17 protein-coding genes are annotated in these 20,290 nt (G+C 71.2%); 9 read left to right on the top strand and 8 right to left on the bottom strand.

Annotated elements, in window-relative coordinates; all coding sequences use genetic code 11:
* Positions 1-5: 5 nt before the first annotated feature.
* Positions 6-728, bottom strand: a complete 723-nt coding sequence (locus tag P8R59_RS12830; protein WP_278101385.1) for a HEAT repeat domain-containing protein — start codon at positions 726-728, stop codon at positions 6-8.
* A gap of 167 nt (positions 729-895) precedes the next feature.
* Between P8R59_RS12830 and P8R59_RS12825 the strand changes: the two genes are divergently transcribed.
* From P8R59_RS12825 to P8R59_RS12810, 4 genes are all read left to right on the top strand, one after another.
* On the top strand, positions 896-1,366 hold the full coding sequence (locus P8R59_RS12825; protein ID WP_022878024.1) for an Lrp/AsnC family transcriptional regulator: 471 nt from the start codon (positions 896-898) through the stop codon (positions 1,364-1,366).
* Entirely contained in the window at positions 1,363-2,757 is a 1,395-nt protein-coding gene (locus tag P8R59_RS12820; RefSeq protein ID WP_077052544.1) for an aspartate aminotransferase family protein, read from the top strand. Before P8R59_RS12825 ends, P8R59_RS12820 begins: the two co-directional genes overlap by 4 nt.
* Before the next feature lie 217 nt (positions 2,758-2,974).
* Positions 2,975-4,330, top strand: coding sequence for an APC family permease (locus P8R59_RS12815; protein ID WP_278103827.1), 1,356 nt, complete (start codon positions 2,975-2,977; stop codon positions 4,328-4,330).
* Positions 4,331-4,410: 80 nt separating this feature from the next.
* A complete protein-coding gene (locus tag P8R59_RS12810) occupies positions 4,411-4,935 on the top strand; it encodes a hypothetical protein (protein ID WP_278101384.1) in 525 nt (174 codons plus the stop codon).
* Here P8R59_RS12810 and P8R59_RS12805 read toward each other — a convergent pair.
* The 5 genes from P8R59_RS12805 to P8R59_RS12785 all read right to left on the bottom strand — a co-directional run bounded on the left by P8R59_RS12805 (position 4,916) and on the right by P8R59_RS12785 (position 10,843).
* On the bottom strand, positions 4,916-5,509 hold the full coding sequence (locus P8R59_RS12805; RefSeq protein WP_077052547.1) for a helix-turn-helix domain-containing protein: 594 nt from the start codon (positions 5,507-5,509) through the stop codon (positions 4,916-4,918). The genes P8R59_RS12810 and P8R59_RS12805 overlap by 20 nt on opposite strands.
* A gap of 133 nt (positions 5,510-5,642) precedes the next feature.
* Entirely contained in the window at positions 5,643-7,277 is a 1,635-nt protein-coding gene (locus P8R59_RS12800) for a dipeptide ABC transporter ATP-binding protein (RefSeq protein ID WP_278101383.1), read from the bottom strand.
* Complete coding sequence (locus tag P8R59_RS12795; RefSeq protein WP_278101382.1) at positions 7,274-8,245, bottom strand: ABC transporter permease; 972 nt, start codon at positions 8,243-8,245, stop codon at positions 7,274-7,276. Before P8R59_RS12795 ends, P8R59_RS12800 begins: the two co-directional genes overlap by 4 nt.
* The gene (locus P8R59_RS12790) at positions 8,242-9,207 is read right to left on the bottom strand and encodes an ABC transporter permease (RefSeq protein ID WP_278101381.1); all 966 of its coding nucleotides are present in this window, start codon (positions 9,205-9,207) and stop codon (positions 8,242-8,244) included. Before P8R59_RS12790 ends, P8R59_RS12795 begins: the two co-directional genes overlap by 4 nt.
* 106 nt (positions 9,208-9,313) lie before the next feature.
* Positions 9,314-10,843 (bottom strand): ABC transporter substrate-binding protein, encoded by a 1,530-nt coding sequence (locus P8R59_RS12785; protein WP_278101380.1) that lies wholly within the window; start codon positions 10,841-10,843, stop codon positions 9,314-9,316.
* Between the two features lie 160 nt (positions 10,844-11,003).
* Here P8R59_RS12785 and P8R59_RS12780 point away from each other — a divergent pair, with 160 nt between their 5' ends.
* Entirely contained in the window at positions 11,004-11,660 is a 657-nt protein-coding gene (locus P8R59_RS12780) for a DUF1028 domain-containing protein (protein ID WP_278101379.1), read from the top strand.
* Here P8R59_RS12780 and P8R59_RS12775 read toward each other — a convergent pair.
* Positions 11,632-12,288 carry a hypothetical protein gene (locus P8R59_RS12775; protein ID WP_278101378.1) on the bottom strand — a complete coding sequence of 219 codons (657 nt, stop codon included), beginning with the start codon at positions 12,286-12,288 and terminating at the stop codon, positions 11,632-11,634. The two genes, P8R59_RS12780 and P8R59_RS12775, sit on opposite strands and share 29 nt — an antisense overlap.
* 139 nt (positions 12,289-12,427) lie before the next feature.
* Between P8R59_RS12775 and P8R59_RS12770 the strand changes: the two genes are divergently transcribed.
* A complete protein-coding gene (locus P8R59_RS12770) occupies positions 12,428-13,990 on the top strand; it encodes a helix-turn-helix domain-containing protein (RefSeq protein WP_278101377.1) in 1,563 nt (520 codons plus the stop codon).
* On the opposite strand, the gene P8R59_RS12765 is transcribed toward P8R59_RS12770, so the two are convergent.
* On the bottom strand, positions 13,975-14,526 hold the full coding sequence (locus P8R59_RS12765; protein WP_278101376.1) for a hypothetical protein: 552 nt from the start codon (positions 14,524-14,526) through the stop codon (positions 13,975-13,977). The genes P8R59_RS12770 and P8R59_RS12765 overlap by 16 nt on opposite strands.
* A gap of 180 nt (positions 14,527-14,706) precedes the next feature.
* Here P8R59_RS12765 and P8R59_RS12760 point away from each other — a divergent pair, with 180 nt between their 5' ends.
* Genes P8R59_RS12760 through P8R59_RS12750 form a run of 3 tightly spaced genes read left to right on the top strand, consistent with a single transcriptional unit; the run spans position 14,707 to position 20,253 of the window.
* Entirely contained in the window at positions 14,707-16,182 is a 1,476-nt protein-coding gene (locus P8R59_RS12760) for a DUF3375 domain-containing protein (protein WP_278101375.1), read from the top strand.
* Positions 16,175-16,909 carry a DUF4194 domain-containing protein gene (locus tag P8R59_RS12755; RefSeq protein ID WP_278101374.1) on the top strand — a complete coding sequence of 245 codons (735 nt, stop codon included), beginning with the start codon at positions 16,175-16,177 and terminating at the stop codon, positions 16,907-16,909. Before P8R59_RS12760 ends, P8R59_RS12755 begins: the two co-directional genes overlap by 8 nt.
* Entirely contained in the window at positions 16,906-20,253 is a 3,348-nt protein-coding gene (locus P8R59_RS12750; RefSeq protein ID WP_278101373.1) for an ATP-binding protein, read from the top strand. The genes P8R59_RS12755 and P8R59_RS12750 overlap by 4 nt, the downstream gene beginning before the upstream one ends.
* The last annotated feature ends 37 nt before the right edge of the window (positions 20,254-20,290 follow it).

Genomic DNA, 20,290 nt, shown 5'->3' with positions numbered 1-20,290 from the left:
GCGGCTCAGGCGTCGGGTGTCCCCGCCTCGGGGGCGTCCGGCGCCGGCTGCTCCGCGTCCGGGTCGGCGGCCGGTCCCGCCGGCGCGTGGCGCTGGGCGTTGACGCGCCGCGCGTGGTCGACGGCGCCCTCGAACCCGGCATCCGGGTCGTCCATCAGGGCGCGCGTCGCGAGGGCGTGGACGCGCACGGCCTCGTCGTCCGCCTCCGTCGCGGCGTCGACCGCGGGCCCGGACTCCTCGCCGATCATCACGAACGCGCGGCTCAGGCTGCGGCGCGTCTCGATGTCGCCCCGGCCGAGGTGCCGCGCCAGCGCGGCGGCGAGTGCCGCCCGCTCGGTGTCCGGGACGAGTCCGGCCGCGGCCCGCCACGCCGCCCGGGCGACGCTCGATTCCTCGTCGTCCAGGAGCGCGGGGGTGATGGCGTTCCACGTGCGGGGGTCGCCGATCTTCGACAGCGTGTGCAGCCCCTGACTGCGCGCCTGGGGGAAGGGCGAGCCGAGCTCGGGCAGGATCGCGTCGACGACGAGCGACGCGTCGTGACGGGTGAGCGCCCAGGTGAGCATGTCGCGGACGAAGAAGTCGGGCTCGACGGCGCAGCGATCGACCAGCACGGCGATGAACGCGTCGTTCGGTCGGGTGCCGGCATCCATGGCCGCGCGCAGACGCAGCGACGCGTCGTCGCGCTCCAGGGCGGCCCGAAGCCCCGCCGTGATGTCGCCCTCCGCCATGCTCGGCCTCCCGTTCGTCGCCCCGCCCAGCTTGACACGCGTCGGGACGAGGAGACCCGTTCTGCACCGGCAGTCCTCGAAACGACGGTTTCCGCGTTGTTACGGCGCAATAAGTCTCGATTTCACCATTGAGCAATGTGTGTGAGCGCTGATACCGTCGCCCCATCATGAGCATCTCAGCGGAGCGACGCCCGGTCCTCGACAGCGTGTCGAAGGCCATCGTCGAACAGCTGCAGGAGGACGGCCGCCGCTCGTACGCCGAGATCGGCAAGGCCGTCGGCCTCAGCGAGACCGCCACACGGCAACGGGTGCAGAAACTGCAGGACGCCGGAGTCCTGCAGATCGTCGCCGTCACCGACCCGCTCCAGCTCGGTTTCGCCCGCCAGGCGATGATCGGGGTGCGCGTGTCGGGAGACACCCGGGTGATCGCGGCCGAGATGGCCGAGCTCCCGGGCGTCATCTACGTCGTCTCCACGGCGGGATCCTTCGACCTCCTCGTCGAGGTCGTCTGCGAGAGCGACGACGACCTCATCGACCTGCTCAACGACCGCATCCGGTCGCTGCCCGATGTCGTGGCGACCGAGACGTTCGTGTACTTGAAACTCCACCGACAGCTCTACAACTGGGGAACGCGATGACGCTTCACGAAATCGACCTGCAGACCGACCTCCAGGCGAAAGCCCGCGACCACCTCTGGATGCACTTCGCCCGCCAGTCCGTGATGACCGAAGGACCCGGCGTCCCGATCATCGTCAAGGGCGAGGGGCACCACATCTGGGATGCCGCGGGCAAGCGCTACATCGACGGCCTCTCAGGCCTCTTCGTCGTCAACGCCGGCCACGGACGCCGCCGCATCGCGCAGGCCGCCGCGAAGCAGGCCGAGGAGCTGGCGTTCTTCCCGCTGTGGTCCTACGCCCACCCGGCCGCGATCGAGCTCGCCGACCGCATCGCCCACCTCGCCCCCGGCGACCTCAATCACGTCTTCTTCTCCACCGGCGGCGGCGAGGCGGTCGAGACGGCGTTCAAGCTCGCCAAGCAGTACTGGAAGACCCAGGGGAAGCCCACCAAGCACAAGGTGATCTCGCGCGCGATCGCCTACCACGGCACCACGCAGGGCGCCCTCGCCATCACCGGTCTCCCCGTGATGAAGCACATGTTCGAGCCGGTCACCCCGGGCGGCTTCCGGGTGCCCAACACGAACTACTACCGCGCGGCGGAGTCCGGCTTCGGCGGCGGGACGCCCGAGGAGTTCGGCCTGTGGGCGGCGGACCGCATCGAGCAGATGATCCAGTTCGAGGGTCCCGAGACCGTCGCCGCGGTGTTCCTCGAGCCCGTGCAGAACGCCGGCGGCTGCTTCCCGGCTCCTGCCGGGTACTTCCAGCGCGTGCGCGAGATCTGCGACAAGTACGACGTGCTGCTCGTCAGCGACGAGGTCATCTGCGCGTTCGGCCGGCTCGGCTACTACTTCGGCGCCGAGGCCTATGACTACCAGCCCGACATGATCACGTTCGCCAAGGCTGTGACGAGCGGCTACTCGCCGCTGGGCGGCACGATCGTCAGCGATCGCGTGTACGAGCCGTTCGCGCACGGCGACGCGTCGTTCCCGCACGGCTACACCTTCGGCGGCCACCCCGTGTCCTCCGCCGTCGCGATGGAGAACCTCGACGTGTTCGAGGAGGAGGGGCTGCTGGAGAACGTCCGCGCCAACTCCCCCGTCTTCCGCTCGACGCTGGAGAAGCTGCTCGATCTGCCCATCGTCGGCGACGTCCGCGGCGACGGCTACTTCTTCGGCATCGAGCTGGTCAAGGACAAGACCACCAAGGAGACCTTCGACGACGACGAATCCGAGCGCCTGCTGCGCGGCTTCCTGTCGAAGGCGCTGTACGACGCAGGTCTCTACTGCCGCGCGGACGACCGGGGCGACCCCGTCATCCAGCTCGCTCCGCCGCTCACGATCGGCCCGTCCGAGTTCGACGAGATCGAGCAGATCCTGCGCTCGACGCTCACCGAGGCCTGGACCCGCCTCTGACCCGCGAAGCGGATGCCGCCCCACCCCGGCGGCATCCGCTTCTTCCTCCTCCGCCCCCACCCGGAGCGGTGCACCCGAAGCTCCACCCGACATCATCCGCTCGGTCGGATCCGCCCGATCCCGACCCGCCCCTCTAGGAGAAGCCACGAACGAGAAGATCGGCGCCACGCAGGCGCCCGCGTCCAGCTCGGGAGCCAAGCTCGCCCGCACCCTCGGCCTGTGGTCGATCGTGGGCCTCGGCTTGGGCTACATGACCCCGACCGTCGTTTTCGACACCTTCGGCCTCGTCGCCGAGGAGACCAACAACGTCGTCCCCGCGGCTTACGCCGTGGCGCTCGTCGTGCTGGTGTTCACCGCCATCAGCTACGGCAAGATGGTCCGCGTCATCCCGAGTGCAGGATCCGCCTACACCTACGCCCGCGAGTCGATCCACCCCGGCGTCGGGTTCGTCGTCGGGTGGACGGCCCTCATCGACTACATGCTGCTGCCGATGGTGAACGCCCTCATCCTGCGCAGCTACATGGAGGCGCTCTTCCCCGACATCCCGGGCTGGATCTGGGTCGTCGTCTTCACCGCCGGCGTCACGGGCGTCATCTACCTCACGATGCGCGGCACCTCGAACGTCAACATGATCCTGCTGGTGTTCTCGATCCTCGTGATGACCGTGTTCGTCGTGATGGTCGCGGTGCAGCTCGTCGGCGGCGCGGGGGCCGGCACGGTCGTGTCCCTCGCCCCCTTCGCCCACAGCGAGGTGCAGTTCGGCGCGGTGCTGGCCGGAGCCACCATCGTGTGCTTCTCCTTCATCGGGTTCGACGCGGTGTCGATGTACTCGGAAGAGGCGAAGACGCCGAAGATCATGCCCCGCGCGATCCTGCTGACCCTCGTGGCCGGCGGCGCGATCTTCCTCGTGGCGTCCTACTTCACGCAGCTGCGCTTCCCCGACTCCGCCGCCTTCCCGCCGGAGGCGATCGAGAACAGCACGCTGCCCGAGATCGGCGTCCAGGTCGGCGGCCCGGTGCTGCAGGCCGTGCTCACCGCGGCCGGCTTCGCCGCGACGCTCGCGTCCTGGCTGGCCTCGCACGCCTCGGTCTCGCGCATGCTGATGGTGATGGGCCGCAACAACGTGCTCCCCCGTCGGATCTTCGGTTTCATCGACCCGAAGACGCACACCCCGACGCTGTCGATCATCATCGTGGGCGTGGTGAGCCTCCTGGCCATCGCGTTCACGCTCGAGCAGATCGCGGCCTACATCAACTACGGCGCGCTCATCGCGTTCACCTTCGTCAACATCTCGGTGATCGCCTGGTTCGCCATCCGCCAGGGCCTGCGCAAGACGCCGGGAGACATCTTCCGGTACATCGTGATGCCCGCGATCGGCATGCTGCTCACCGGTCTGCTGTGGGTGAACCTCGACATGCACGCGCTGATCGGCGGTCTCATCTGGACCAGCATCGGCGTCGTGTACCTGATCGTCCTGACGCGCGGCTTCAAGCGACCGATCGCCTCGTTCGACGAGAACCAGCCGGTCACCGGGGTGAACAAGACCGTCCCCGGTCCGCGCTCGGAGATCTGACCCGCATCGCCTGGGCCGCGGCATCCGTTCCTTCGGGAGGGATGCCGCGGCCTTCGCGTTGCGCGACGTAGCCTGCTGCGGTGAGTGCGCGCACCTGGACCCTGGACGTCGGCGGGATCGCCCGTGAAGAGCTGGTCCGGCAGCTCGATGCCGCCGGCATCCGACGCAATCCGTATGCCGAGGTACTGCTGGCCGACCCCGTGTTCGACACCCGCTCCGCGGAGACCGTCGACATCGTCGAGCGTTCGGTCGCAGACCTCGGTCTCGCGGACGGGGGCACGCTCGCACAGGTGCACGCGGCGGCGGAGACGAACGGCCTCGCCCTGTGCCCGCCCGACACCGCCCCGTACCTGCGCTTGGTGCGGCTCGACCAGGAGATCGCTCCCGACAGCATCCCCAGCACCGGTCGCGCGCCCACCGCGTCGCTGCAGGTCGCCACCCCCGCGCTGCGCGCGGACCACGACTATCCGAAGGGCTTCTACCTGCGCGTCATCGACGGTGAGCCGTGGCTGCGCGGCTTCCGGTGCGACGACGAGTACGTCGCGGGGCCGGGCGAGCGACTGGCGTTCCGGGTGCCCGGGTGCCTCAACGCTCGAACGGGGTGACCGCGCCCAGCACCACCGTTTCGCCGTCGTGTCCGTTCGCCCACCAGTGCGGGGCCGAGCAGCCGTAGGTGACGGTGTCGCCGGCGTGCAATTCGACCCGCCGATCCGACTGGCACACGACCAGCACGCCGGACTCGACGGTCACCGTCTCGGTGCCGATGTGGCGGAACGGGCTGGCCTCGTTCGTGAAGCCGGGCGGCAGCGTCGAGCGGATCAGCTGCAGCATCGACTCCCCACGCGGTGTCAGCAGCTCGCGCTCGGCGCGCTGGTGCGGCGGGGCGTCCGCGGCCACCGGCATGATGTGCCGCTTCGCGCGTGTCACGACCGCCAGAGGCACCGCCGGCTCGTCGAGCAATTGGGTGACCGGGATGCCGAGAGCCCCGGCGAGCCGTTGGAGCGACTGCAGCGACGGGTTGCCGAGGCCGCGCTCCAACTGGCTGACGAGGCCGAAGCTCACCCCGGCCTTCTCCGACAGCGCCTGCACGCTCAGGCCGAGCCGCTTGCGGGCGTCGCGCACCGCGGCGCCGAGGGTCTCGACGGTGCGCTGCTCGTCGGCATCCGTGGCTCGTGTCATGACCGTGTCAGCGTAGCGCCGTGGACGTGTGGCGCGCGCTCACGCGCGTGTGGCGCCCTCCCCCGCTCCACCGTACCGTTGACTTCGGGCGAATGCGCGTCAGCGGGGGCGGCCGACGTACGTTCGGCCGAAGTCAGCGGGAACACGAGCGCACCCGCGGTCCCTCGGGCGGCACCGCGGCCAGCAGATCGCGCGTGTACTCCTGCCGCGGGTGCGCGAACAGCTCGGCCGCAGGAGCAGCCTCGACCACCTTCCCGTCGCGAAGCACCGCGACGTCATGGCTCATCTGCTGCACGATCGCGAGATCGTGCGCGATGAAGAGGTACGTCAGCCCCTGCTCGACCTGCAGACGCCGGAGCAGGGCGAGCACGCGGGCCTGCACAGAGACGTCGAGAGAGGCCGTCGCCTCGTCGAGGATGACCAGCTCGGGCTCGAGCGCGAGCGCGCGCGCGATCGACACTCGCTGACGCTGCCCGCCCGACAACTCGTGCGGGTAGCGCTGGGCGAACGCGGGGTCGAGGTCGACGAGGTCCAGGAGCTCCCGCACGCGGGCGGCACGGGCGGCGGGGGTCGAACCGCCGAGGCGGTGCACGCGCAGCGGTTCGGTGATCGCGTCGGCGACGGTGCGACGCGGATCGATGGAGGCGAACGGGTCCTGGAACACCATGGCGATGCGCCGACGGTCACGACGCTTCGCGCGAAGCGCGTCGCGGACGCCCGCGCCCTCGGCATCCGCCAGGGTCGCGGTCCCGGCGTGCGGGGCCACGAGCCCGGTCAAGGCGTTCGCGATCGTCGATTTCCCCGACCCCGACTCCCCCACCAGGGCGAGAGTGGTCCCGCGGCGCACCGTGAACGACACGTCGTCGACGGCGTGCACGGTACGCCGACCGGCGGGTGTCTGCACGACGAAGCGCACGTCCAGACCGGAGACGGCGAGGAGCGCAGCCGCGCCGGGCTCGGGCGTCGGACCGGATCCGGCGACCACGCGCGGACGCGCCGCGAGCAGCTCCTTCGTGTAGGCGTGCTGCGGATCGGCGTACACGTCGAGGAGCGGTCGCTGCTCGACGGCCTCGCCGTGGCGCAGCACCAGAACATCGTCGGCGACCTGACCGATCACCCCGAGGTCGTGACTGATCCAGACCACCGCGGTCCCGCGGTCGTGCTGCAACTGCTGCACGAGGTCGATGATCTGCGCCTGGGTGGTGACGTCGAGCGCGGTGGTCGGCTCATCGGCGACGAGAAGGGCGGGGTCGCACGCGAGGGCGATCGCGATCATGACGCGCTGGCGTTGACCGCCCGAGAACTGGTGCGGGTACGCGTCGACGCGGACCGCCGGGTCCGGGATGCCGACGGCCTCCAGCAGCGCGACCGCCCGGGCGTGCGCGGCCCGACGCGACAGGCCGCGGTGCGCCTCCAGCGACTCGGCGATCTGTCGCCCGACCGTCAGATAGGGGTTCAGGGAGGTCGACGGGTCCTGGAAGACGAACCCGACCGCGTCGCCGTGCACCGAGCGCAGCACACGGTCCGACGCTCCCACGAGCTCGACGCCCCGGGCATCCGGGTCCGTGCGCAGAACGCTGGAGCCCTCGACCCGTCGCCCGGGGGCATCGATGAGGCCGGTCGCCGCGAGCACCGTCAACGACTTGCCCGAGCCCGACTCGCCCACGATGCCGAGGGTCTGACCCCGGTCCACCGAGAAGTCGAGCCCTCGGACGATCGACGTCTCGCCGATCGCGACGCGGAGATCCCGCACCTCCAGGACGCTCATGGCCGCACCTCCGTGCTGATCGTGTCCCGCCGGAGGCGCGGCGGCCCGTTACGGCGACGCTCCCCCCGCCGTGCCTCGATGATCGTGCGCTGGCGCGGATCGAGGCCGTCGCGCAGACCGTCGCCGAGCAGGTTGAACGCCAGCGCCGTGACGAAGATCGCCGCCCCGGGGAACACGCTCATCCACCACGCCTGGGCGAGGAAGCCCTGAGCGGTGAAGAGCATGCCTCCCCATGACGGGGACGGTGGCTGGATGCCGAGCCCGAGGAACGACAGGGCGGCCTCCGAGAGGATCGCGAACGCGAGCGACAGCGAGGTCTGGACGACGATCGGACCGCCGATGTTCGGCAGCACGTGCCGGAGCAGGATGGATGCCGGCGGCGTGCCCATCGTGCGCGACACTTGCACGAACGGCGAGGAGCGGAGCGCCAGCGTGCTGGCCCGGGCGACGCGGGCGAAGATCGGCGTGTAGACGACGCCGATCGCGATCGTCGTGGTGAGTGCCCCCGGCTCGAAGATCGCGATGATCGCCAGGGCCAGAAGCAGCACCGGGAAAGCGAACATGACGTCGACGACGCGCATGAGCACCGCGTCGGCCCACCCGCCCGCGTAGCCTGCGACGACGCCGAGCACGAGCCCCAGGACGAGCGCGATCGTCACGGCGGAGACGGCGATCGTGAGCGAGGTGGAGCCGGCGAGCAGCACGCGCGAGAACACGTCGCGGCCGAGTTCGTCGGTCCCGAACCAGTGCGCGGGGCTCGGCGGCGTCAGCGCGTTGGCGACGTCGATCTGGTTGACCCCGTACGGCGCGATCCACGGCGCCAGCACGGCCGCGAGGACGATGATCGCCAGGACGACCGCTGCGGCCACCGTCAGCGGATTGCTCGCGAGCAGACGCCAGGACGCCACGCGCCCGGGGGCGGGGGCGGAGGCGACCGCGGCGCCGGGGGTGGGTTCGATGGAGCTCATGCGGCACGGATCCTCGGGTCGACGGCGGCGTACAGCACGTCCACGATCAGGTTGACGACGATGAACATCACGGCCACGAGCAGCACCGCGCCCTGGATGAGCGGGTAGTCCCGCGCGGCGACGGCGTCGAACACGAGACGACCGAGGCCCGGCCAGGCGAAGACCACCTCGACGACGATGACGCCGCCGAGGATCGTGGCCAACTGGATGCCGGCGATCGTCAGCACCGGGACAAGGGCTCCGCGCACGATATGGCGGGACACCACGACGCGGCGGGGCAGTCCCTTCGACACCGCGGTGCGGATGTACCCCGACGAGGCCACGTCGATGACGGCGGCACGGATGTAGCGCGTCATGATCGCCCCGGCGACGAGACCGACGGTGAGCCCCGGCAAGGTCACCTGACGTGCCCACCCCGCGGGATCCTCGGCGAAGGCGACGTACCCGCTGGCCGGGAACAGACCCAGCGTGACGGAGAAGAGCGAGATGAGGAGCAGACCCAGCCAGAAGTCCGGCACGGAGACTCCGAACTGGCTCGTCAGCCGCACGATCACATCGCTCACGCGCCCCTCGCGCAGCGCCGAGTACACCCCCGCGGGCACCGAGATCACGAGGGCGACCGCCAGTCCCACGAGCGCGAGCGAGATCGTGGCGGGCAGGCGCTGCAGCAGGGTGGTCGTCACCGGCTGACCGTTGCGGAAGCTGACGCCGAGGTCCCCGGTCACCGCGTGGGCCAGGTAGGAGAAGAACTGCTCGGGCACCGAGCGGTCGAGACCGGACGCCGAGCGGAGCGCCTCGTACGCTTCGGGCGTGTACCGGGTGCCGAGCGCGAGGCGCACGGGGTCACCGGGCACGAGGTGCACGAGGGCGAACACGACGATCAGCACACCGAGCAGCACGACGGCCGACGACAGCAGCCGGAGGCCCAGGAAGCGCAGCATCTGCGCGGGGGCGATCCTCACGGATCCTCCTTGTTCGAAGCGGACGGGAGGGGCGGGACAGACCGGACCGGACAGCCCGGCGCAGGACCGCGGGGGCACCGGCACGCCGGACCCCCGCGGCCTCGGATCACTCGCTCAGCGAGACGCCGGCGAACCGGATCGCGCGGTCGGCGCGCGTGTCGTAGCCCGACACCTTGGGCGAATACACCTGCAGCACCGACGGGTTGTAGAGATAGATGTAGCTGGCCTTGTCGGCGATGATCGTCGCCGCCTGGGCGTAGAGATCCTTGCGCGCCGCCGTGTCGGTTTCGACGCGACCGGCGTCGAGCAGGCGGTCGACCTCGGCATCCGAGAACTTCTGCGCGTTGCTGGCGCCGTCGGTGTGGTGCTGCGAGTAGTAGAAGTCGTCGGGGTCGATGTTGCCGAGCCAGCCCATCATGAGCATGTCGAAGTTGCCGGAGTTCTGCTCGTCGAGCCACGTCGAGAAGTCGGGCTGGCGAATGGACACCTGGATGCCGAGCGGTTCGAGTTCGGCGGCGATGATCTGCGCGGCCGTGACCGTCTCGGGGTAGTCGCTGGTGGCCAGGAGGTCCAGCGTGCCGCCGGTGTACCCGGCTTCGGCCAACAGCGACTTCGCCTTGTCGAGGTCGGTGGAGTACTGGTCGTACTCGGTGTACCAGACGCTCTGCTTCGGGATGGCGAGCTGGTTGACCTCGGCCGTGCCGTAGCTGACGGCCTGCACGATGGCATCCCGGTCGATCGCGTACGCGATGGCCTGGCGGACCCGCACGTCGTTCCACGGGGCTTTCGCCTCGTTCAGAGCGAGGTACCAGTAGTCGCTCGACGGCGTCTGGCCGAGTGTGACCGAGCTGTCGCTCTTCAGCTGCTCGACCTGCTGGGGCGGGACCACGTCGGTCCAGTCGATGTCGCCGGCCTTGAGGGATGCCAGCGCGGTGGCGGGCTCGGAGATGAAGCGGTACTCCACTCCCCCGAGCTGGGGCGCGCCGCCCCAGTAGTCGGGGTTGGCCGTCAGCGTGATGTGGTCGCCGGCGACGTAGTCGCTGACGGAGAACGGTCCCGTTCCGACCGGCGCAGTCGTGATCTCGCCCGACTCGACGTTGCTCTTCTCCACGATCGCCATGCCCTTGAATCCACCGAGGTTCGACAGCAGATTGGGCGTGGGCTGCGAGACCGTGATGACGACGGTCGCGTCATCGGGGGCGGTGACGTCGGTGACCGTGGAGAACTTCCACGCGTTCGCGAGCTTCTCGTCGATGATGCGACGGTACGAGTAGACGACGTCTTCACTCGTGAAGTCCGAGCCGTCCTGGAATTTCACCCCGTCGCGCAGCGTGAAGGTCCAGGTGAGCTGGTCGTCGCTGGTGGTCCAGCTCTCAGCGAGAGCGGGCTGCATCTCGAGGTTCTCGTCGGGCTGCACGAGCGTGTCGTAGACGTTCTCGAGCACCTCGAACGCGAAGTACGACGTCGTCTTCTGCGGGTCGAGCTGATCGGGCTCGCCGCCGATGGCGGCGACGAGGGTCTGACCTGAACTGTCGCCGGAGCCGTCGATGTCGACGCTCTGACCGGCGGAGCAACCGGCGAGGGCGAGCGTCGCGGCGAGCGCGCCGGCGATGCCGAGGGTGATGCGCTGTTTCATGTGATGCCAATCGGGTGAGGTGTCCATCATTTAGATGATGTTTCGATCAGTATGTGCAAGCATGGGGGTCGGCACAAGCCCCACCTCGGCGGTGAAACACGATCTTCACAAACCCGCCCGCGGCGCCGCGCCGCGCCTCGCCGACCCCTCAGGAGCGCCCATGACCTTCACCGTGCTGGCCCGCGACCCCCGCGACGGCCTGATCGGCGCGGCCACCGCGAGCCGATCCCTCGCCGTCGGCGCCGGGGTGACCGCGGTCGACCCCGGCGTCGGGGTCGTCGCCAGCCAGGCGTGGACGAATCGCGCGCTGCGCGGGCTGTTGCTCGCAGCGATGCGCGAGGGACGCTCGGCCGCCGACGCCGTGGCCGCCACGCCGGGATGGGATGATGGGCATGCGCTCCGTCAGGTCGCCGCGCTCGGGTGGTCGGGTGCGGGCGCCGCACGCTCGGGTGCGGACATCACGGCGTGGGCGGGGGACCTCGTGACCCCGGACGCCGTCTTCATCGGCAACTTCCTCGCCGGACCCGACGTGCTCGCGGCGATGGCCGCGGCGTGGAGGACGGACGGGCGGGATCTCGCCGATCGGCTGATCGACGTCCTGGCCGCGGGCGAACGGGCCGGAGGCGACGCCCGCGGCCGGCAGAGCGCGGCATTGGTGCTCGCCTCGCGGGCTGACATCGTGCTCGATCTGAGGGTCGACGACCACCCCGATCCGATCTCGGAACTGGCCCGTCTCCGTCGCCTGGCCGCGGGCGCCGGCATCCCCGCAGAGATGCCGACATCTCCGATCAGCGCACAAGCTCCCACTGCGTCGTGAACGGGCTCCCCGCGGGCCTGGTCAACAAGCCCGTCGCGCAGCTGATCTCCACGGCTCCGGGACCGGGGGCGGCCGCGATGACGGCGTCGAAGGCGCTCGGATCACCCAGGGTCGTCCCGTTCACCGTGACGATGGGCGTCGTGGAGTGCCGGCTCGTGTCGACGTCGAAGAGCTCGATGCTCGCGTCGGACGGGTCCGCGTAGCGCCAACGCCCCGTGACGGTGCCCCCCATCTCGACCTTCACCACGAACTCCGTGCCGTCCTTGTCGGCGAGGTAGGTCGTGTAGGTCGTCGGGCCACCCCACGAGAACGTGTGATCCGCTTCGAACACCCAGAGCGTCTCTCCGTCGATCGTGACGTCGGCGGACAAGACGGGCAGTTGCGCGTCGCTGAAGAAATCATCCTCCATCTGCGCGGCGAGGTTCGGCAGGTCTGCGCTCCACGTACCGAGGATGCACGTGTCGGCCGTACCCGGAGCAGGAAGGTCGATCGATGGATCCACGGTCGCTTCCGCGGTGGCCACGGACCCCGAGGTGGATCCGCCGCCCGCGCAGGCCCCCAGCATGCCCGTCGGCACGAGCAGCACGGCCACCGCCCCCGACAGCATCCACCTCTTCCGTTCGCGCATCGTGATCTCGCTCCTCTCGCCTCGCATGCGAGGGTGCCCACTCGCCGCGCACGGCGGGCCAGCAGAGCCGGAGAGTGCGCGCCGACCCTCCCCGAATCGCGTAGAGACCCGACCGTGCCGCGCGTGCGAGGATCGTGGCATGGCCGCCAAGGACGACGACGCCCGTGCCGTCGCGTTCGTCGAGATGATGGAGCTCGGCGCAGCCGCGCCTCGCATCGCGGGTCTCGTCACGCAGTCGACGCCGCCACGGGACTGGGTGGACGCCTACGCGCTGCTGTTCCTCGGCCGCTACGCCGAAGCACTGACCGCGATCGCTCTGGTCGACGACGGCTCCCCCGGCGCGCGAGCGACACGCGCCCAGGTCGAGGCTCTGTGCGTGGGCAGGGTCAGCGTCCCGCTCACCCCGGCCGTCGAACCCGACACCCTGGCCGGCGCGATGGCCCTGTTCCAGCTGAGCGAGGCGGCGCACCTCGTCGGTCGCATCGACCGGTGCTCGGCGATGCTCGACGACGCCCTCAGCGGCCGCGTGCCTCGCCGTGCCCGCGTGTGGCTCCGGCTCGCCGCCGTGCGGGCGCTCCTCTTCCGCGGTCACGTGGCGAAGGCGGGCGAGCTCCTGGCGCTCGCGGGAGCGGACGCGCGCTCACCGCAGGCGCGCCGTTCGCTCACCTGTCTGCACGCCGTCGTCGCCGGCTTCTCGAGACGGGTCGAGGTCGTCGTGGCCGAGGCGTCCGTGATCCGCCGCGAGGTCCTCCCCCCGAGCAACTACGCCGATTCCGGCATCGCCCTCATGTGCGCCCTGGGACTCGCCGGCGCTGGCATGGTGGCCGCCGCCGGCGAGCTGCTGCGGGAGGGCGGCGGCGGGCCGGGTCTCCCCCTTCTGCCGCCGACCCTCCGCGGCTACGCGTACGACGTCCTCATCGAAGCCGCCCTGGCAGCCGACAAGCCCGAGCTCGCGGCGTGGATCATGGTCGATTTCGACCGCATCGACTTCGGAGCGAACGCGCAGTTCCACGCGGCGCGGGAAGCGGCGCGTGCGCGTATCGAGATCGCGTCCGGCGAGCGGGGCGTCGGCGAACAGCGCGCCGAACGCGCGGCCCGCGATGCCCTCGGGGCGGGCGTCGGCCTCGTCGGCGCACGCGCCGCCGCCGTGGCGACGCATGCCGCGGACGCGTCGGGCCACGGCCGAGCCACGCGCGACCTGCTCGACGCGTCATCCGTCGACCTCCGTCGGTGGCTGGACGGCGCCGCCCAGATACACGCCACGGACATCGGTGATCGACGTATCGAGACCGAGCTCGCATGGGAACGCCTCACGCAGGCGCAGCGGGCGGTCGCCCGGCTCGCCGCGCAGGGCCTGCGCAATCAGGAGATCGCCGACCGGCTGGTGCTGTCGCGGCGGACCGTCGAGGGACACCTGACCGCGATCTTCGACCGGCTTCGTATCGACGACCGTGTGGACATCGTCCGCGGTTCCGGCAACCGATCCCTCGACCCGGCCGCCCTCAGCCTGCTGACCCCTCGGCAGATCGACATCGCGCGCGAAGTCGTCGCCGGAGCCGGCAACGGTGCGATCGCCGAGCGCCTGGGCATCCACGTGAAGACGGTGGAGAAGCACGTGCGCGGCCTGTACCGCGCGCTGGGTGTGACCGGTCGTGCCGCCGCCGTGGGGCGTCTGCTCGGACCCGATCAGCGCCGGGCCTGAACCGCCTGCGCGAGAGTCTGCGCCGCGGCCTCGCGGGCGGGGTCGGCGCTTCCGGTGACGGCGAGACGGAACGAGTGCGTCGCGTCGGCGAAGTACGCACCGCCGGGCGTGGTGACGAAGCCGCCGCTGCCCGGGGCGGGAGCCTCGGCCGGTGCGGGGTTGATGCTGCCGGCCGGCCAGGCCGCGAGCTCGAGATAGGTGCCGGGTGTGGCCGTCGAGGCCCACACGCACTGCCCCCCGGTCGCCTCGTCGAGCGAGCCAAAGGTCAGGCCCGTGTCGACGGTGGCGATGCCGACGACGCCGGCCACCTCGTCGTCGCTCACCACCGCGCAGAGGTCGCTCGCGATCGGGGCTCCGGCATCGGGCGCGGCGGCATCGGGCGCGGCGGCGGAGGTCGACGCGTCCTCCGTCGACTCCGTCGCCACGGGCGCTATGGCCTCGGGGGTCGCCGCGGACGAGCACGCGGCCAGCGGAGCGCACAGGACTGCGAGCATCACGGTGGCTGCGGCGAGAGGGAAACGGGTCTCGGTGGTCATTCGGGGCCTTCCGGTCAGGTGCGACCACGTTGGGGTCACGGCCGGGCCGGGTCCGATCGTCTGGGCGGTCTCGCGAGGTCGCCCCACCTCGAGCGCGTGCAAACCCCCGCTGCCGCCCGTTCGCGCGCGAGAGCCTGAGCTGCACGGTCACCACGGGTGCCCGCCGGTAGACTCGAGCCAGTGACCACCACCCGCGCCGAAGCCGCTTACCTGCGCTCGGTCACGGCGTTCAAGAACCCGATGCTCGACCTGCTGCACGGGCGGTTCGCACCGTTCGTCGTGGCCGTGCTGTCGAACGTGTTCTCGCCCGACCGGCCCGCGGTCGCGGTCGCCGACGCGCACGTCGAGGTCGCCGAGGCGATGGACGAACTGCGCGCCGCGGGGTACGACACCGAGGACGACCGCCGCCTCCCCGCCGGGTCGGCGCGCGACATCTGCCGCGGGTGGGTGCGCGTGGGCTGGTTGAGCCTGCAGATCGAGGACGACGTCGAGGTGTACCGCCTCTCCGCCCACGCCGTCGGAGCGCTCGAGATCGCCGGGCGCGCGGGCGGCGGGCGCGCACGCGTGTCACGGTCCCGGGTGCGGACGCTGCTCGACGCCGTCGAGCGGCTCGCGCGCGACGCCGAGACCGATCCCGAACGGCGCCGCGAGGCCCTGCTCGCCGAGCGGGCAGCCCTGGATGCCGAGATCGCGGCGCTCGACGAGGGCGTCATCGAGCCCCTCGACGACGAGCATCTCCTCGAGGAGGCGGAGAACGTCATCCACCTCGCGCGCGAGCTTCCCGCGGACTTCTCCCGCGTCGCCGAGTCGATCGCGGCCATGCAGCGCGACGTCGTCGCCGAGCTCCGCCGCGACGCCCGCCCGACCGGCGACGTGCTGCGCGAGTACCTCGAGCGCGGTCGCCACGTCATGCAGGCCACGCCCGAGGGACGCGCGTTCCAGGGCGCACTGCGCCTGATCGGCGATCCCGAGCACATCGACGACCTCACCGATCAACTCCACGCCGTGCTCACGCAGCCCTTCGCGCGCCTCTTGACGATCGAGCAGCGCAGAGAACTGGATGCCATCGCCCGCCGCGTCGAAGCGGGGGTGCTCGAGGTGCTCACCGCGCAGCGGCGCGCGTCGCACGTCATCACCGTCCAGGTGAAGACGCACGACCCGATCCGTGATCGCCAGGTCGACGACCTGCTCCGCTCCGTCATGGCGGGGCTGCACCGGTGGAGTCAGACGAAGACCCCGGGACGCGTCGAGCCCGTGCGCACCCTGCCTCTCGCCGACATCGGTCACCTGCGACGGTCCCTCAGCGACGTTCGCCCGCCCGGAGCCCCCGAGCCGCTGGCATCCGACGAGTCCGACGTCGAGTTCGTCGACGCGGACACGCGCGCGTGGGGCGGCCCGCACTACGCCGAGCTGGAGGCCTACGTCGAAACCCTGGGCGAGAGCTTCGACCTCGCCGAGGCCTTCGCTCGCGCCGACGAGTACACCCGCCGCCCCGTCGACCTCGTCGGTCTCCTCGAGATCGCCCACCGCCGCGGACTCGCCGAGGGCGACGAGGTCTCGGTCGTCGAGGCCGTCCGCCCCGACGGCACGACCCGCCGCTTCGCTTTCACGGCGGTCACCGCCGTCCGCACGACAGAAACGGATGCCGATGACTGACGTCGACACGTCCGCCCCCACCGTCGCCCCGTCCGGCGACGACACCCCCGCCTTCATCGCCCCCGTCGCGATGGAGAACGATCCCGACGCGCTGTTCGCCGGGGATCGCGGCATCCTGGATGCCGATGTGCGACGCGTCCTCGTGCGGATCCTGCAGCGCCGGTTCCTGCTCGCCGAGAACTCCCCCGCCGAGTGGAAACTGCTGCTGGAGCACCAGCAGATGATCGAGTCGCGCCTCAACGACCTGTTCGTGCGGCTCGTCGTCGACCACGACCGGGGCGTGGCGTACAAGGAGCAGGTCCGCAGCGACGAGGTGGACGTGCCGATCCTGCTGAAGGACGAGGCGTACTCGCGCGCCGAGACGCTCGTGCTCGTGTACCTGCGCACGGTGTTCCAGCGCGAGACGACCGCGGGTGCGCCGTCGGCCCGCGTCGACGTCGAAGAGGTCGAGCAGACGGTCCTGACGTACTTCGCCGAGTCCGACGGCACCCGCGCGAGCCAGCAGCGGGCGGTGCGGACCGCGATCGCGCGGCTCGACCGCGAGGGCATCATCGAGGAGGAGTCCGAGGGCCGGTACCGCATCGGACCGCTCATCGAGATCGTCCTCAGCGCCGAGGTGCTGCGCGAGCTGCAGCGCTGGCTCGAGGAGCAGACGACGGATGCCGAGCCCGCGCCCTCCGACGAGATCGAGGCCGTGGCATCCCTTCCCGAGGAGCAGACCGCATGACGATGCTCGAGACCCTGTTCGGCCTGATCCCCGCCGCGTCGCGCGGGCAGCAGTGGGTCGCCGACGAGCTCCAGCTCATCAACTGGGGCGGCTACGACGGCGAGCACCGCGTGCGCTTCGCCCCCACCGCGACGCTCCTGTGCGGCGGGTCGGGCTCGGGCAAGTCGACGCTCATGGACGCGTACGTCGCGCTGATGATGCCGCACACGACCCCGTTCAACGGCGCGTCCAACGGCGCGGTGGTCGGCCGCCCGCGCGGGCAGGAGCAGCGCAACATCCTGTCGTACGGCCGCGGCAAGCTCGACGAGTCGCGCACCGACGAGGGCACGAAGGTCCGGGTGCTGCGCGGCGACGGCACCGACACGTGGACTGCGATCGCCATGACGTGGGTCGACCACGACGGCGCCCGCTTCACCGCCGTGCGCGCGTGGTACATCCCCGCCTCCGCCCGCGTGCTCGACGACGCCGTGAAGGTGCGCGGCACGATCCACGGCGCCTTCGACCTGCGCGGGCTCGAACGGGCGGCGGCGCAGCACCTCTCCGACTCCGCGGTCCACGCGACCGGGCTCGACACCCTCGCGACCGACCGCGAGTTCTCGGCTCGGCTGCACGCGGTGCTGGGCATCGGCGCCGCCGGGTCGGGCGCGAAGGCCATGAGCCTGCTCGCCCGCATCCAGGCGGGCCAGCAGATCACCACCGTCGACGACCTGTACAAGCGCATGGTCCTCGAGGAGCCCGAGACCCTCGCGACCGCCGAAGCCGTCGTCGCCCACTTCGACGGCCTCGAGTCGACCCGCACGCGCATGCTCGAAGCGCGCCAGCAGGTGCGGGCGCTGCAGCCGATCCGCACCATCAGGACCCGCATCGACGACGCCGCCGAACGCGTCCGCATCATCGACGCGCTCGGACGCTTCGGCGACCCCTCCTCCCGCGCGTCGCTCTGGCGCGCGCAGCGCCGCATCGATCTGCTCGGTGCCGTCGAGGACGAACTGCGCGAGCGGACGCACGCCACCGACGCGCTCGTGCGCGAGCGACAGGCGCTCGCCGATGCCGCTGAAGCCGAGCGCGACGGCCTCGGCGACGTGCTGCGCGCCGCGGGCGGCGACCGGCTCGACGCCGCCCAGCGCGAGCTCCGCGGGCTTGAACGCCGCCGCGCCGGGATGCAGCGCGACCGCGACCGGTTCGACGCCGCGCTCGCAACGCTCGGCACCGAGGTCGCCGACGCGAGAGGCTTCGCGGCGCTCACCGGCGAGGCACGCCGGACCCTCGGCGACACGGATGCCAAGTCCGCCGTCCGCGACGCGTTCGTCGCCGCGAGCAGCCGGCACACGGCCCTGCGCCAGCAGCTCGCGACTCTCGAGGCGGAGCACCGCCGCACGCAGACCCGCGACGACAACATCCCGCCGCGCCTGCACGAGGCGCGCGAGGCCCTGGCGGAGGCGGCGGGTCTCACCGCGGCCGAGTTGCCGTTCGTCGCCGAGCTCGTCGACGTCCGCACCGAGTTCGAGCCGTGGCGCGGGGCGTTCACGCTCGCCCTCGGCGGTTTCGCGACGACGATCCTCGTCGACACCGCGCACCTGGCATCCTTCCGCGCCGCGATCGACGGCGTGCGCCTGTCGGAGCGTCTGCGGTTCGAGGGCGTGACGACCGCTCTCCCCGAGCGCACGGGCCTCGACCCCGCGACCCTCCCCGGCCGTCTCGATTACCGCCCCTCCCCCTTCACCGGCTGGCTGCAGGACCGGCTCGAGCAGCAGTTCGCGTTCGTCTGTGTGGATGCCGCCCGCGAGCTGTCGCAGCACCGCCTCGCGCTCACGATCGCCGGCCAGACGAGCCAGGGCTCCCGCGGCGCGCACGGCGGTTCGATCCGCCAGAGCATCCTCGGGTTCTCCAGCCGGGTGCGGCTCACCGAGCTCGGGGACGAGATCGCGAGCGTCCGCCGTGACCTCGACCGGGCAAAGACCGCCGTCGACGAGGCGGCCGCCGCGCTCGACGCGTTCGACGACCGCCGCAGCGCCCTCGAGAAGATCGCCGATCTCACGTGGGAGCAGGTCGACACGGCATCCGTGGATCGTGAGATCGAGCGCTGGAACGAAACCCTCACGGAGATCACGGCCGGCAACCCGCGCATCGCCGAACTGCAGGAGCAGATCTCGGGCACGCGCGCCCGGGCGGCGAGGCTCCGCGAGGAGATCGGCAGCGCCAAGGCGGAGCAGCAGCGCCTCTCCGCCCGGTGGGCCGAAGTGACCGACGAGGTGGATGCCGCCCATGTGCGTCTCGAGGAGGCCGAGGACGCCGGGCTCACGCTCACCGACGACGAAGCCGCATACCTCGACGCGCTGTTCGTCGCGCCCACGGACGACGCGGCGTCGCCGTCGCAGCGTCTCGCGCGCTTCGACGCCGCGCTCGAGTCGGCATCCAAGCGTCTCCTGGAAGACCAGCGGGCCGCGCAGGAGACCTGGGGCGAGCAGCGCGAGAGCCTGCGTCGCACCCTCACCGCGTTCATCGACCGGTGGCCGAGCCCGAACCTGCTCGCCGACCCCGACGAATCGCTCGGCGACTTCGAGCGGATGCTCGCCGACCTCGAGGCCAGCGGGCTGCACGAGCTGGAGGCGGAATGGCGCGACAGCCTGCTGCGCCTCTCGGGCAACGACCTCACCAACCTCGACGCGTCCCTCACCCGGGCGCTGCGCGAGATCCGCGACCGCATCGCACCGATCAACGACATCATGCGCGACCTGCCGTTCTACGACGACGAGCACCGCCTGCAGATCGTGCCCCGCGAGAGCCAGTCCGAGGTGCGGCGGCGGTTCCGCCGCGAGCTGCGCGACGTCCGCGCCGCCATCGACGCGGCCTCCACCGACGAGGAGCGCGAGGCCGTGTACGGCCGGATGGCGCGGCTCATCGGCCGCATCCGACCCACCGCGCCCGACTTCGCCGACCTCGTCGACGTCCGCAACCACGTGCGGGTCAGCGCCGAGCGCTTCCGCGCCGCGACCGGCGAGCACGTCGCCCTGTACGACCACATCGGCGAGAAGTCCGGCGGCGAGTCGCAGGAGCTCATCGCGTTCATCGTCGGCGCGGCGCTGCGTTATCAGCTCGGGGATGCCGGCGCGGAGCGTCCTCGCTACGCCCCGGTGTTCCTCGACGAGGCGCTCATCAAGGCCGACGCGCACTTCACCAAGCGCGCGATCGGCGCCTGGCGCGGCCTCGGGTTCCAGCTGGTCATCGGGGCGCCGAACGACAAGTACAGCGCGATCGAGCCGCACGTGGACGTCGAGTACGACATCCTCAAGGACACCCGCGGGCGGTCGTGGGCGAAGGCGAAGGTGGCGCTGCCGGACTGACCGCGCGGGTGCGCGGAGCTTCCGGGCGGGAGTTCAG

Source organism: Microbacterium proteolyticum, from assembly GCF_029639405.1.
In the GTDB taxonomy this organism is placed as follows: Bacteria; Actinomycetota; Actinomycetes; order Actinomycetales; family Microbacteriaceae; genus Microbacterium.
The sequence above is the reverse complement of the archived record's forward strand: the minus strand, read 5'-3'. Positions and strand labels throughout refer to the sequence as shown.